We start from the raw sequence: 14,488 nt of genomic DNA on the forward strand, positions 1-14,488 counted from the left end.
GAACAGAGTTTGGTCCGGCATGGGTTGGTGTAGAAACGAAAAGAGCCAGCGACCGAAATCGCTGGCTCTTTAATCAATCAGACGGAGACTGGTTCTTCTTTTCTGCTAAAGCTCAACACGTAGTCTGAGGCTTTTGATGCGGCAGAAGATGCTTTGAAAATGAACCGTGGATCGTTCTCTAGACTCTTCAACCACGATTGCAGGTAAGCCTGAGTATTTGTCAGATCGTCGCTCTGCGGTATCTGAAGCTCACTGCACATGAATGCCGCTGAAATTTCCGCACGGAGCTCGCCTTCGGCGTAGCTACCTGTCCATTCGCATCGCTTCTCCGACCAATGCGATAGTTCGTGTAGCAGAGTCGAGTAATATTCTTTCTCCTTTTCAAACCGCTCCTTTTTGACCATTTGGATATGGTCCGTCGATAGTGAGTAGAAGCATTTGTCTCCACCGAATTTGATATTGGCTTCGGTTGCTGCGATGGCAACTTCTGCCGTAGCAAAATCGACGAATTCATCGTTCTTCGTTTCCGGATCGACATCGACGAGATGCCGCAGATTGCTTGGCAACTCGACCTGCTCCGCAGAAAACACCGTATACTGCTTGAGCATCGCAAATTGGACTTCTATCTCTTCGCCAGTTGTCGGGTCCTCCTTGGTCTTCGTGATAGGAGCATAGAAGATAATTCCCGCTCCCCACTCACCCGGTTTCACGTGATCTGGTCTTTTTTCGACCCGTGCTCCAAGGTCACGCCACTGATTGAAGGTGGCATACCATTTTGACGAGAAACCGTGTTGGTCTTGATGAAGGGCAAGCAACAACGGATTGATTCCCCGATACGCTTTGCCGCTGACAAGGTTGGTCGGGGTACCAATGTTGGGCGAGGTACTCCAAGGCTTTCGCCAGGGGATCGTGCCTTCCTTGAGGGACTCAATAATCTTCTTCGTAATCTCTTCTTGAATCTGCTTGGTGGACGTTGCCATCGCTCGTCTCCTGAGTGGTTGAGGTTGTCGATGGCTAATAACCATGGTCCAAGGAGACGTAAGAACGTACTTTCTACCTATTGCGACAGCGTCGGTACAAGAAACCGAGCTAGTTCCGATGAATGAGGCGGTGCTACACCATCCCCTTCGATTGAAGACTTGCCATCGATTTCAGGACGAGTTGGTCTGCAAGTTTCACCTTTTCATTGCAACCTGGGTAGTTCGGGCAACCAAAAAAGGCTCCGAATTTTGATCGCCGCAACTCCATTTCAATTTCGCATTCTGGACAAGTGGGTACGGAGAGTGCGACAGGTACTCCATCCAGTTTCAATGCCACTTTGCTGGATAGAATTAACCGGGTTTGGCTGTGCATCAATTTGAAACCGGGAAGCCGTGTAGCGATTTCCGTTAGGCACTTCAACGCACTTATGAAGTTAGCCTCAGGATGAAGCGGTGTGACAATCGGAGAGACGACAAGCCAAGCATCGATGTCAAGTTTGATCTGATTTTGAGCTTCCATCAGTTTCAATTCCCAAGAATCTACACCAAGCGTCAAAGGCGTCTCCCGCAAGGTCAACAGCACCGTCAAATGGACTGCCGGTTGGCGAGTCGTCTACGATAACGTCTGCAAAGACGGCTATTGTTATTTCGTCTTGGTGAACACCGCACTCTAACCACCTATCTCGCACCTGATTCGCTTTTGCTGCACCAAGCGGACCTTCGCCAGTATCAACAGTTGCTTTGCCGCCATTGTATACGGCAAATTGGAAGAGGAGTCCGTCAACATGTTCCTTCTTGATCCAACGCTTGCCGTCGATCAGTTGCAAGTGTTTCTTACCATTGGCGAGATCTGAGCAGAATTGGAGACTCGGTGTCTCTCTGATGAATTTGCTTACTTTGCTAGCACGTTCAAATGTTGGGTCGTTCCTGAGCCACTCGGCCATCGAGTGACACTCGACGAAGAAAGCATGGAAGTCGTCAGCGTAGCACTCGGCGTCTCGGTCAAAACGAGTAGTTGTCTCGTACATCAGCGGATAAATCCGGCTGAACCAACGACGAATGCGTTCAAATTGCTCTTCGTATATCATGTTCTAACCTTCGCCGAATGCCTCCCAAGGTCCATCGTGTTGATTCCTGATCGCCAAGATCAAGGTCTCTTCAGACGTGTACCTCTTGACTGCCTCTGCTTGGGCGGACGTGTAATAGAGTTCACGGTCAAGAATCCTCGATCCGACTGGTAACGTCAGGTCAACGACCCGATCATCATGCTCACACCATGCGTGTGCCACCCGCTTGCCGAGCCGTTCGCTAAAAACAAATCCATGAACGAGATTCCAATCTGAATTTTCTACTGGACACACCCATCGCTTCGCCGCTGTAAAGCATAGGCCGCTCCAATTCTGACGAAGCATCTCGCTGGGATCGTCGGTTAATTCTGGAATACAGGCTTCAACAGCCGCTCGCAACATGGCCTGCAATGACTCAGGATCAGCCAACCGATGATCGTTGCCGACCTCAAGCAATGCAGACGGTGGCAGACCACTATTGGCAACAAGATCCTCTGAATCAGCGAAGGGGATCACGTCATCTTTCCGGCTGTGAAGGATGACCGAATTCGCCTTGAGTATTCTGACGGTACCCCAATTCTTCCATGCGGGACAAAGCAGTACGAGTGGCGTCTTGCCGGACTCGATATTCATGGTGACTGCACCACCACGAGAGGAGCCGACAATCACGTCGGGCTTCTGCTGATCGCATGCGATTTGAGCAGTACGGACCGCTATGTCGAAGTCGTCATCATCAAGTGCCGGATTGATGACCTCGTGACCGGCGTCTTTCAGATACGTGGGCTTAACGCCGCCAACAACACTATGCCAGCCATGTAGGAAGAGAATCTTCATTCCTCATCCTCGCAATCTACTCGTGGTGCTGTTCGCTGTGTCTCCACGCACGCAGCAATTGCCTCACTGATCTTTCGGCTTGCGTCCGAACCGTTGTTGATGCCGTACATCGCCAAGAGTGATCGAGCACGAGTCATGGCAACGTAAAGACCATTTGCAACTAGCTTCCCTTCAGGGGCAACGTAGTGATCGACGCACGGAATGACGATGACCTCCGACTCGTAGCCCTTGTAGGAGTGTGGTGTTGTGGCGAGCAGGGTATTCGACTTGCGTTCGAAGGACCGATTCTTCTGAAGAGACAACTCCACTCCGAACTCGGCCAGTTTCGGGGCAAGTTGTGATTCGAGAATCCGTCCCGCCCCGCCATTGTAAGTGACGCAGATGTCGGTCGGAGAAATCCCATCGTTTTCGATCAGGTGCCGCAAGTGTCCAGCGATTGCGGCCATCTCATCATTGCGTCGGTCGAAACTACGAAAGATGGGCTTCGGTCCGTCGATCTGACTGAACCTTGCTTCCAACCATTCTTCGCAATTGCGTTTTGTATGCTTGAGCAGCCCCAGCGAGATCAATTCCTGCTGATCGTGTCTGCCGGTGCTTCCCGAAAGTCGGTGGAGTACGTTGACGGCAAGTTCCGTGATGGGTCGAGTTCCACGGAAACTTTCTCGCATGATGGTCGAGCGGCCACGCATGTCGAGACCGAACTCGGACCACTTTGGGGTCTTGGTGTCATACACGTTTTGAGCGTTGTCGTAAAAGATGTGAGCAGACCGGCTATTGGCGTCTGCTTCGTCTGCCTGCTCAACAACGGACAACAAGAGCCTCAAAGTTGATGGACCCATATCCTGAGCTTCATCGATGAACAATGCCGTACACCGAGGTACAAGTTTCTGGGCATCTTGTCGATTCAAGAACTCTTCTGCTGCACGGTCGTAGTCGAAACCAAACTGTTCCATAGTCATTTGGACGCTCGGCAACATTCCAGACAATACATCCTTCACGTGAAGCAGTTCGACGCTTTCCCAAGGGAAGTCAGATCGATCCAGCAGGTCGCCATCGCTGACGCCTTCCCATGCTGACTCAATCGAGTCACACAGCAGTTTGTGGAGACTTCGATTGGCATAGACGGCCCAAATACGAGCATCCTTCCTTCCACGAAGTCGCTTTGCTGTTTTCGCCAGCCAGTTACACAGGACCAGCGACTTGCCACTACCAGCGACACCACGAACCAGTCGAGGTTTTCCATCAAGTTCCAGATTGGTTAGGCGTTGCTGCTCCTGTGAGAACAGTGGCTTCATTCCCTTGCGTACGGCAAACTGATCACCCATGCGAGAGCTTGGGCGATCCTCAGAATCACTCTTGTCAGCTGTGGAGTCATTCTGCCCCTTCTCACTCCACTTGTACTCAGCTCCAGCCTTTACTAAGACTAGCGACTTCAGATGACGCTTGAGCGGACGGAGATAAGGCTCGTCCATTTCGCTTCGACTGGCGATGACGATGGCAGCTTCCCGTGCTCGGCTCAGGGCGACATTCACGAGTCGCTTCCATTCGACGATGCCCCACGTATGGTTTCCGGCATTGACCGTATCGAATACTACGATGTCGGCTTCCGAACCTTGCTGGCTGTGGACTGTCGAGGCTTCCCAGGAATTCATTCCCCATTCCCCCAGCCATTCGCCGACCGCATTGGCTTGTGCCTTGAAGGGGGAGATGAACAACCCATTTGCCTGACGAATGTCGGGATTGCTGAAGAGTTTCTGTAAGATAGATTGAGTAATTCGCCGAACCCAGCTTTTGTTGCCCGGTCCACGGCTGGCCCGAATAGCGGCGAGGTCACAGTCTTCCTCGTCCAATACATACCAAATTGTTCTCGATACGTCCGCTAGGAATGGTGAGAGCGTTGACACCTGACTGGTTCGTTCCGCTGCCGTCTTCAACACTCCGTTGTACTGGTACGAAGAAACAACTTTGCACACGTCGGGGTGCATGCGACGTTGTTCGGAAAGCAGATGGACCGCAGCGGGAACATCACTCGTCTCCTCCAAGTGGCTCAGGCCACTACTGGCGAGCCAAGTTTGCTGTCGTGTAGGAAGCACCCGTGAAATGCGGCTGATGGGGGCAAGCTGTTTGGAGTCGCCGACAAGGACAACTCGACGAGCGGCAAGCAAAGACAGGGCGGCAACAGCGGTCCTTGAAATCAATCCCGCTTCATCAATGAAAATGGTAGTGAAGGGAGCATCGCCATTCTCGATCATCTTTCGAATGGTTTCGTCATTTAAGTTGCTCATCGCCTTGAATGCAGTGGCGACGACAACTCGCTTGACAGGATCGACAAAGACTCGCTGGCTTTGGTCGTTGCCAGTCGTTCTTAATTCGCCAATCTGCTTGCGTGTGAGGGCTTTCTCTTCCCACGAATCAAATAAAGGAAGTTGTTGTGCTAACCCGTCGATCTTTGAAAGGACTTCTGACTCCGTTCCTGCCAGCATCGAATCGAGTTGACGAGCAACGAAGGACTGGTATGAAGCACCCTTGCCAATTCGCAGCAATAATTCGCTTTCCAAGTCATCGACGCATTTCTCTTTTGCCGCCTCGCCTAACGACAACGCAACCGCATCCGTCGCTTTGTTCGTCGTCGAAACGACAAGGATGCGTTCCCTCGGATCACTGAGCACACTAGCGATCTGCTGACCAGTCGTCCAAGTCTTACCAGTGCCCGGCGGTCCCCACAGCACGCTCCACGAATGTTGCCACCAGTCATGGAGATGCGGCAAGCCAATCCTAGACGGCACAGACACTGCGGGATGAATACCGCCCTCGGTAGCGTTGAGCCTTTCGGGGAGTTGCTCTCGAATCGTCTCGAACTCATTGCCGTTGTACACGGCATCGAGAACTGACAAGAACTCAAAAGGTCGTACGAAGAAAGGACCTACCGTGGGGATTGCTTCAAGATCGTCGAGAGCGACGAACAAACAACCGTTTTGTTCATCGACTTCGACAATCTCGCCCGACCAGACAATCTCATCTTCGAATTCGGCCTCTTCGTAGAAGTGATCGGAATAGGCCGGGTCATCATCAAGAGATTTTGGACAGAAGGCTTTGGCACCTTCCCACGTCCAGTCAAACTCGACGGTCTTGCCGATGTGGACAACGTAGACCGTGCCTCGATCCCGTTCGGCGAACACACTGACCTTCTTGCAGTTCAACCGCTTCCAGCGAGAACTGTCTCGAAACTCTTGCCGCACAGCTGCAGCGGCATCCTTCAGTTGTTGCTCGTTGCCAGATGGCAGACCAATATCGGAGGGGAAACGAGCAGGCTGAAACTCGGCAAGGTAAGCATCATACGATTCTTCGTTTTCATCCATGATTCAAGCTACGTCCTCTACTTCCGTATCTTTCACGATAGGAGTTTACTCTTGAACCAGTGGTTCTACTTTCTGCTGCGGTACTTCTACGCCGTTACTATTTTCGCTGGTCGTAACTATTGATTCGGTATTGTCTGACTGGATGAGTATCGGTGTGCCCTCATCAATCCGTACATCAACCATTAACGGATTGTTTCGTATCTCACGAAGTACTTTTGACCAAGCGTTCCATTTGTCGCCTACCAACTTTTGCTGATCGGATGAGCGAGCACGTCGAAGTTCTGAAATGAGCTTGCGAATAGTGTTGTCTAAACGCTCACCGTCTTCTCCAAGTAATTGGAGATCTCGCTGGATACGTTCCAAAAGCAAGATCAGGTCGAAGACGCCGCACGCCTGCTTGAACTGAATGAAGAAGTCATCCACCAAACGACGAACCGCCTGTTTTCCTGTTTCCCGCCGTGCTGCCTGTTGGCTCGCTGAAATTGCTCGCCGTAATTGTTCACAGATGGCAAATACGTTTGCCTTTAGCTCTTTCTCTTCATCAGCTTCCAGTTGGTCATCTGCCACTAGACGCACGACTTCTTCGAGAACGCCGTACTTGTCGTAACTCCGCTTAGTTTTGAACAGATTAGCTTGGAAAAGGGCGTTCGTTCCTTCGACGATACCTTCTGCCAAAAACGAGTCCTTTTCCATGCCCTCCTCGATCTGAGCAACCGACGTTTGATCTGCGTCAGACCACCAATGTTCGAGGTACTTGCTTACCGCTTTTCGAAATAGGCTGGCTGGAATGATATCCTCTGTGGTGACGATTGCCCTCTCAGTCGTCAGGATCGAACCGATGCGTAACACAAATTGTTCATCAATTAGTTTCTTTGATTTACGGGCCTTACCCGTAATCCTCTTCTGTACTGTCTCACCAGCTTCATCCGAATCCAAGAGAACAACCGTAGCAGGCACCGCTTCATCTCCCCATTGCGATGCACTCAACACTTTTTCAACGCTGGGAGCACTCTCGGCTGACACCATCACAACAGAATTCAGATCAAGTAGCTCGCCAATATTTTCTGGACGAGCGAAATGTCGAATAAGCTCGGAAAGGATGTATTGATCTGTAGGACCTTCGACCAATACGTTGGTTGCTCCCATAAACAAGGTTTGGGCACAGTCGATTCCCAGAGCCGACCTCACTGGCTCATATCGCCGGAGCATTGACTGGTCGCTCAATTGAGTACCTTCCTCAGCATCTCCTTTTCTCACCAATCGAAGCCGCCGTGGGAAGTTCCGATTGATCAGAAAGGGGGAGTGGGATGTGTAGACTAGCTGGCAACGCTGTCCAGACGACTCTGGTTTCACCAAAGACTCAAAGACTGCGAGAAGGTTTTTCTGACCAATAATGGATAGGAATGAATCTGGCTCATCCATTAAGACAATGACGTTCCCATCACGGGATGTAGCCTCCAATGCCTTTGCTTGGATGTAGTAGCTCAGGAAATATCGGAGACCTGAACTCCGCTCTCTGAAGCTGTATGTCGCTCCTGTCTTGTCAGTAATCTCAAAGTAAATCATTCCTTGCTTGTAATTTAGCCGAAGTGCGAACGAATCATCTTGAGTCCAGTAGTGAGAGAGATTCAGCCGCTCCTCGATCTCTCGATTCCACCGTTCAACAAGACCATCAGCATGGGTCCGATCTGACATGCGTAGCTCGCTCATGAAACGAATTGTTTCAAAAGGTATGCCGAGCACCTTCTCGAACAGGAGCAGCTCCAACTCATAGCTATCCGAATGAATGCGAGATGCTTGAAGTGATTCTTTTTCTTCAAGTAGTTGAGTGATCGCAGAAGCTTCGACGGCTTGTCCCTTCTTTAGCGACAACGAATTTAGGAATGCTGCTGCACGTTGGGCAGCAACGAAGTCAAAGTATTCGTTCTTCTCGTTGGCATCGCCCTCGTAGGCAGCAAGCAATGATCTGATTGGAATTTGGTCTGAAAACGCAGTCTCAGATCGAATAAACTCGACCTTCGGAAGACACTTCCGCACCTTCTGTAGCTGACCTTCGTCGAGCTTGATCTGATTGTCACCCAGATAGAGATACGCCCACACGCTCTCGTCTGGGCGTGGAGCAATCACCAACGTCAATCGTGTATCTGTTGTTGGCTTCTGCTTCGCAATCGTTTCATTACCTGCCGCCTCTCCGATCGCCTTCATTTCTGACATTGAAAGATGCCCAAATTGCAATCCGATGTTGGGCCAATCGGATGCAGTTTTGCTTCTCGGCGAAGTGTAGTGGCAGAGATCAGTCCGGGAGAATTCGCTTCCGTCACCGAAACCATCTGGTATCCCTTTGCCGGTGATGACCTTGCTGATTGCACTGAGCAGGTGAGACTTCCCGCTTTCGTTGGCACCGACAATTGTGGTGATGTCGTCGGTTAGAGGTATCTCAATAAAGGGATAGTCGTCTTCAGAATCAGTGTTGCGTGCCAACTGGTTCCAAGGTCGTGAAGCCACTCCCGACTTCCTATCCGGGTAGCCAACATAATTGAGGTTGAACGACTTGTACCAGCGAAGAAGGACGGCGGAGATTCTCATATTACAACCTATCTATACGAGCATTCACTTTGAATGTTTACCGGACTCGACGAACTCAATCATTCGCTCCAAAGACGCATCATCGAGAGAGGCAACGATTCGAAATGCCCTTGGCTGTTCTTGTATCCGCTTCCGAATTACTTCTGGCACTCGATCCGTCAGGAGAAGCAACTCATCCTCGTCGGCATCCAAAGCCTTCGCCAACTTCAGCACGAATGCTTCAGATGGGTAGTCGCCAGCATTGAGCCTTTCGTTCTCGACTTTGCTGATGTACGAAAGACTCACTTCCAACAGCACGGCGAGCTTCTGTTGGGTCAGCCCACGCTGCTTTCGGAGCTCTCTGACTCGTTCGCCAAACTGCATCATACTTCGCCTTGTGTCTCGATTGCCGGGACGCCCCATTTACTGTATTGTAGTGGTACAGGTTGGTCAAGAATGGTCGCAAAATCGATGGATGGGGTCTCATGAGGCTTGGTATCGCAACATGCGGGAAAATTGCGAAGGCAATCGTCGGAGAGGATACGCCGTTTCCGAGTCGAAGCATCAGCAAGCTAGAAAAGTTTCTTCACGAGCACGACATTGATGACAGCTATCGAAACAACGATACCAAGCACAAACTGGCGTGCCGAGCGATAAGCAATCTGGATACATGCAGCGAAGATGACGACCAGCTTCACGACACACTGATCGGCTTGCTTGAAGCTTTAGCGGATCGGGAGACATTTACTGATTTCCGAGGAAACCTGAACAACCAAGATCAACAAGCCGGGGTCGAGTATCTGAACGACGTACTGGCAAAGCACGGATTGGAAGTTCAGTTAGATGATGAAGGCGTGGCTTCACTCTGTTTTAGTAACGAAGTGCCATTGTCGAAGGGAGCGTCTGCCGTTTCTGCAAAGACTAAGTTCGTCTTTCAGCCAAGGGTCTTTCATCCTGAAGCCATCGATCTCGAAACTGATCCGAACCTTGTCTCGGTAATGATGCCTTTCCATGCGAAGTTCAATTCCGTTATCGAAGCCATACGGGAAGCTTGCGAGAACGTCGAGTTGAACTGTGTTCGGGCAGACGACATCTGGGAAGAGACTGCCATTATCGATGAGATCTTCTCGTTGATTTGCCGCTCAGCGATGGTCATTTGCGATCTGACGGATCGAAACCCAAACGTGCTTTACGAGATGGGGATCGCTCAGACTATAGGAAAACCAGTCATCATGATTACACAGCAGGACTCAGACATACCGTTCGATGTGAAGCATCATCGGTACTTGAAGTATCTCAACAACGATCAGGGAAGAGATGAAATGCGAGAAGCTCTGGCTGGTCGAATCGAAACGATCTGGAGCCAAGAGTTCAGCGAAAACACATGAACCTTCTAGATAGGGAACGGAAAAGTGAATTGGTCTAAACTAGTCTCACAAGTTTTCGTCAGCGGCTCCCGTTAGAAGGCGTGTGATAGCTTAAGAACGGCCAGAGATCCGGATCCTTGGAACAAAAGAGCTTCACCTTCGTATTGCTCTTAGTGCCCTGCTGAATAAGTATCCCGCCATGGCGGTCCGCTAATGCTGAATGGGGTAATTCCTTCATATCTGAGTCGCTGTATCATTGATCGTCTCACCCAACAGAGTCCGGCTCTTCATTTCGCCTGAACCAGATCAAATTGGCATCAAAACAGCAGAGACACTGCTTCCTGGGTTCTTGTCTAGTGAGTAAATTTGCTAGGCGAATTCGGTCGTAGCTCTTCGATGCTACCGAGCATGACCAGCAGGAGGTGATTTTATCTCAGGAATAGACTTTGCTGATTCATCTCTGAATCTCTCTAAATCAATGGTGAAAATGCTAACCGTTGCTTGATCGGCACCGTGATGATGCATAATCACCTTGCGGAAATGGTCTTTATAGGGTGCCTGTGCGGTGCTTCCCCCAAATTCAGCCGAATTTACAAGAAGCACATGCTGGAACATGTGGTAGTGAAGTGCCGTTACCATTGCATCGAATGTGCCAATGTCTTTGTTCAATGCTGACACAACGTACGCATCCGTGTGCTCTTTCAGATCTGCAGCAAGTCGCAGGTCTGTTGCATCAAAGCATATAGAGGAACTTAGTTTGTACGAAGACTTACTTGAGTGTCCATATTCAATGAGCCATTGGCACGGGCGGTACGACGTAATGCCAAGCTCAAGCTCTGATGGAGTAAGGTGATGCTTCCCTTGTTCAATCAATCGAATTGATCGGCCGTCTCCGGTATTTACAGGAACGATCCATAGTCCAGAGTTGATCAGTTTCGATTCATCATCTGGCCTTGAATGAAATACGAGGCCACAAAATACGAGACACTTAAGAGAGTCTGCAAAACGCTCCAAGAGAAAAATATCGTCTGGATGAACAGATAGTTCGGGAAACAGAACCAGATCGATTGGCTCCGCTTTATCTTTGTATCCTTCTCTTACCTCTGTCAGCTTCATGAACAACCGAAGCATCGCTGACAAATGACGACGATGTTTCCGCCGTGTTGGCGGATGATCCAGCGTGGGATCGGAGTCTTCAAACTGTTGTGAGTTGGGAAATGCCGTCTGAACCAATGCGACTCGCAATTGACCATTTCGACCATTTTCGGTAACCGGAGGTACGGGAAACGGATACAACGGAAGGCTGGATAATCGACAGTATAGAAGGTCTAGCTCTTGCAGTCTTCGATCAAGAATCCTTCCAAGACTGGCACGGGTAAAATCATCTGGCAGTTGAACTAGTTCTCTTTTCTGCCGACTTCCAGGCCACTCCAGAAGCCTTCCGATGAGCTCGGACAGCCATGGCGACACTGGCATCAATCGATGTCCAAGCCCCTGCCTGTCGTTGAATAATCCATGCTTTCTCTTGAACCACCCCGTTGATATACCTTTGTAGCGAGTGATTCCTTTGACAATCGGCCCATGTGTCATCATCTGAGTGAAGTCGGTTTTACCAATGACAGTGGCCCGAACAACCTGCCCCACTTCATACTTCCAGCGTTCTCTTGTTCGACACCATGAAGGACAACGGAATCGTTCATCAACAAACTTGCTTTCTGGAGTGACCGAGAGGCTGAATTCAATATCAGCTAGTGAATCGCCAGGATCGGCGAGCCGCTTCCACGAAGAACAACGCACTTGTATGCGTGAGGGCGTAAGGACGCCGCCAAGCAATGTTCTCGCATGTTCCCACTCTATTGACAATTTGTGAAGCAATCGGATGGCGGCCGTTTCTTGCTGAAATGGATTGTCATTACTCGTCATGACTTCGACCAAACGGTACGAAGTATGATCATCCTCGGTAGCCTTCCACTCAGGTAGATCAGGATTAGAGATGTAACCGGCAGTCGAGGCTCTATAGTTCCAAAGTTCTCGCTTCGCTGGATTCAAGGACGCCATCGTGGTCACAAACAATTCATCATGTTCGACGATATAACGCAATTGCTCTTGAACAACACTGTTATTCGTGCGATTTATCCATTTAGCCAAAACCTTAGGGACAATCTTACTGCCACCGCTGACTCGGTATGAAATCACGCACAGAGGGACGACTACTTCACTTGATTCTCGCCGACTCGGAGTCTTTCGTGGCCATTTTCCTTGGAGTAGATCGTGGACATAGGCGTAGTCACGATTCTCCTTCGTTGCATCGTGAGCATCACTAATCGGACTTTGAACTACTGCGAGAAAGAGCAAGGCCTGCTGACGAAGGTACCACGGTGAAGAATCGGCATCAGCAACAACACTTTCGGCGAATTCACGAAGGCAATTTCGATAAACTTCGATGTTTGCTCCTCCTGGAAGTTCATCTTTATCCCGGACGAATCCCGTCTCAGTGGCTCCTGCCCTCAAGAGTTCTGAAGCAATATAGTCCGCTGTCAAACGCTCTTTATCGTTACTTTCAGAATTACTTCGTCGTAAGCTGAGTAGACTCAAGACAATCTGAAGATGTTCAGGATCGGGGAAGAGGTCCAGGGACACTCGCAGAAGTCGAACATTCGACGGATCTGCAATCCACTTTCGCAGTAGCTCAACAGCAAATGCCCTTGCCCTTTGGTCTAGTATTCTACGACCGATCTGCAAGGTGGAGTCACTCACGGATTCGTCGTCGGCCATTACACGCAAGGTGCGGTAGACCCGTCGCCAACGATGAGCGACAAAGCGTTCCAGCGTATCGTTTCTTACATCTGGTTCTACTGCCAGAACTCTCTTCAGTAATTCATCGCTACCAGTCCCGACTGGATCGGGTTGATTCTTGCGACTGTTAGAAACCGCTAATAGCCCATCGAGCATTTCAAGAGCGTGACGAGCAGTCTCTACGTCCAATGGTCCTGACACGTTGGTGTTGACTGCCTGCATCGCATCTGCGACTGGAACATTCGATGAATGCGAATCGCCGTACATCACCTGCGTCTTTTTCTTGTTTAATACGAGGCCTGGTGCTCGCTTATTCAACTGACGAGCCATCATTGCTTCGAATTCCGATTCAAAATTAGCTGGTGGCTCCTCATCGAACTGAATGACAAATCTCATGTCATCCACGTAACGGCAGTAGTCTACTATCCGCCAATTCCGATTCCTGAGTCGCTTGCCAAACAAGCGGACCATGTAGTCGTCAAAATCCAAGAGATAGGCGTTAGCAAAGAATCCACTTGCCGCTAGTCCCTGCGGCAAACCATGACCGTCTCTATTTTTACAGATGTCCTTTGCCATTTCAGTGTCTGAATCGTCCCACCGCCAATCAAAGATTCGTTCTACGACTTTAAAAAAACTACGATGAGGAACTCGATGGCTAGGAATATGCTTGTTGCAAAGGGATTCCAGCTTTAGAAGCAATTTCGAGCGGGGAATCAGATCGTAGAATTGGGAGAGATCAGCTTGAACGATGGCCCAGTTGTTCGAGCTACTAAAGAGCTCTTGTCGAATTATCTCCGGGCGGCGGACAAACTGCTGATAATCCTCAAAATACTGTCTATACAACTTGGCATTACCCCATTGAAATGAGGCTTCGTCTCCGCTCCAGCGTGTAACAAGTCTGTGTCCATAACTCACAACCCTCTTTTGATTGCTCAGGTTTACCGTGAGTCTTGGATCTCCTTGAGCGGTCTCCACGACGTTGGCGAGGCAGATAAGAACGGCCATTGCCAATGCTTGATCTCTAATCGAAATGTGAGCCAGTGGCCTAAGTCGAAGGTCGTTCAGTTTTTTGGGATTCCAACCGTTAGCAGTTGTCCATTCGGTTGATTTGGGGGCCGGGACAAGTCGCATAGGTTCCGGCGAAAATGCTCCGATGCTTTTTGCATTCAATTGTTCTGCCCATTCGGTGATAAGGGACTGTAGCTTGATCGTGGACAGATCGAGTTCTAGAGAATCGGCATACCAGTTGTGCGACCGTATGTACGAATGAGCCTTCTTCCATGCTTGGACAAGAACAGCATGATCAACAAGGAATCTATTATTTGGCTGAATCTCGGAGTAGTCGTTGTACTGAGGCATTTGTGTCGCTTGGCAAATTGCATGAACATTCGACGGCGTGGTGAGTACGAACTTGGCGTCCGTCCGATGTCCTAGGACGGACATTTAACCGTCTTATGCAGGACGCAAAGACTCTGTATGGCAATAGCCAACACATGTAAATAGAATCGCTCTACTGGGAG

At 49.9% G+C, this 14,488-nt stretch carries 9 protein-coding genes; 1 reads left to right on the top strand and 8 read right to left on the bottom strand.

What is annotated here, in order from left to right:
* Window positions 1-77: 77 nt before the first annotated feature.
* The 7 genes from LA756_RS21905 to LA756_RS21935 all read right to left on the bottom strand — a co-directional run bounded on the left by LA756_RS21905 (window position 78) and on the right by LA756_RS21935 (window position 9,192).
* Window positions 78-980, bottom strand: coding sequence for an ArdC family protein (locus tag LA756_RS21905; protein ID WP_224436855.1), 903 nt, complete (start codon window positions 978-980; stop codon window positions 78-80).
* A gap of 133 nt (window positions 981-1,113) precedes the next feature.
* Window positions 1,114-1,500, bottom strand: coding sequence for a topoisomerase DNA-binding C4 zinc finger domain-containing protein (locus LA756_RS21910; protein WP_224436856.1), 387 nt, complete (start codon window positions 1,498-1,500; stop codon window positions 1,114-1,116).
* A complete protein-coding gene (locus tag LA756_RS21915; protein WP_224436857.1) occupies window positions 1,472-2,068 on the bottom strand; it encodes a hypothetical protein in 597 nt (198 codons plus the stop codon). Before LA756_RS21915 ends, LA756_RS21910 begins: the two co-directional genes overlap by 29 nt.
* A gap of 3 nt (window positions 2,069-2,071) precedes the next feature.
* Window positions 2,072-2,881, bottom strand: a complete 810-nt coding sequence (locus tag LA756_RS21920) for a hypothetical protein (RefSeq protein ID WP_224436858.1) — start codon at window positions 2,879-2,881, stop codon at window positions 2,072-2,074.
* Window positions 2,878-6,240: an AAA domain-containing protein gene (locus tag LA756_RS21925; RefSeq protein WP_224436859.1), complete on the bottom strand. Its 3,363-nt coding sequence runs from the start codon at window positions 6,238-6,240 to the stop codon at window positions 2,878-2,880. Before LA756_RS21925 ends, LA756_RS21920 begins: the two co-directional genes overlap by 4 nt.
* A 45-nt stretch (window positions 6,241-6,285) precedes the next feature.
* Window positions 6,286-8,745 (bottom strand): AAA family ATPase, encoded by a 2,460-nt coding sequence (locus tag LA756_RS21930; protein ID WP_224436860.1) that lies wholly within the window; start codon window positions 8,743-8,745, stop codon window positions 6,286-6,288.
* Window positions 8,746-8,850: 105 nt separating this feature from the next.
* Window positions 8,851-9,192 (bottom strand): helix-turn-helix domain-containing protein, encoded by a 342-nt coding sequence (locus LA756_RS21935; RefSeq protein ID WP_224436861.1) that lies wholly within the window; start codon window positions 9,190-9,192, stop codon window positions 8,851-8,853.
* Window positions 9,193-9,290: 98 nt separating this feature from the next.
* On the opposite strand from LA756_RS21935, the gene LA756_RS21940 reads away from it, so the two are divergent.
* On the top strand, window positions 9,291-10,193 hold the full coding sequence (locus LA756_RS21940; RefSeq protein WP_224436862.1) for a hypothetical protein: 903 nt from the start codon (window positions 9,291-9,293) through the stop codon (window positions 10,191-10,193).
* 378 nt (window positions 10,194-10,571) lie between these two features.
* Here LA756_RS21940 and LA756_RS21945 read toward each other — a convergent pair whose 3' ends face one another.
* The gene (locus tag LA756_RS21945; RefSeq protein ID WP_224436863.1) at window positions 10,572-14,327 is read right to left on the bottom strand and encodes an RNA-directed DNA polymerase; all 3,756 of its coding nucleotides are present in this window, start codon (window positions 14,325-14,327) and stop codon (window positions 10,572-10,574) included.
* Window positions 14,328-14,488 lie beyond the last annotated feature (161 nt).

It is taken from the genome of Bremerella sp. TYQ1, from assembly GCF_020150455.1.
In the GTDB taxonomy this organism is placed as follows: Bacteria; Planctomycetota; Planctomycetia; order Pirellulales; family Pirellulaceae; genus Bremerella; species Bremerella volcania_A.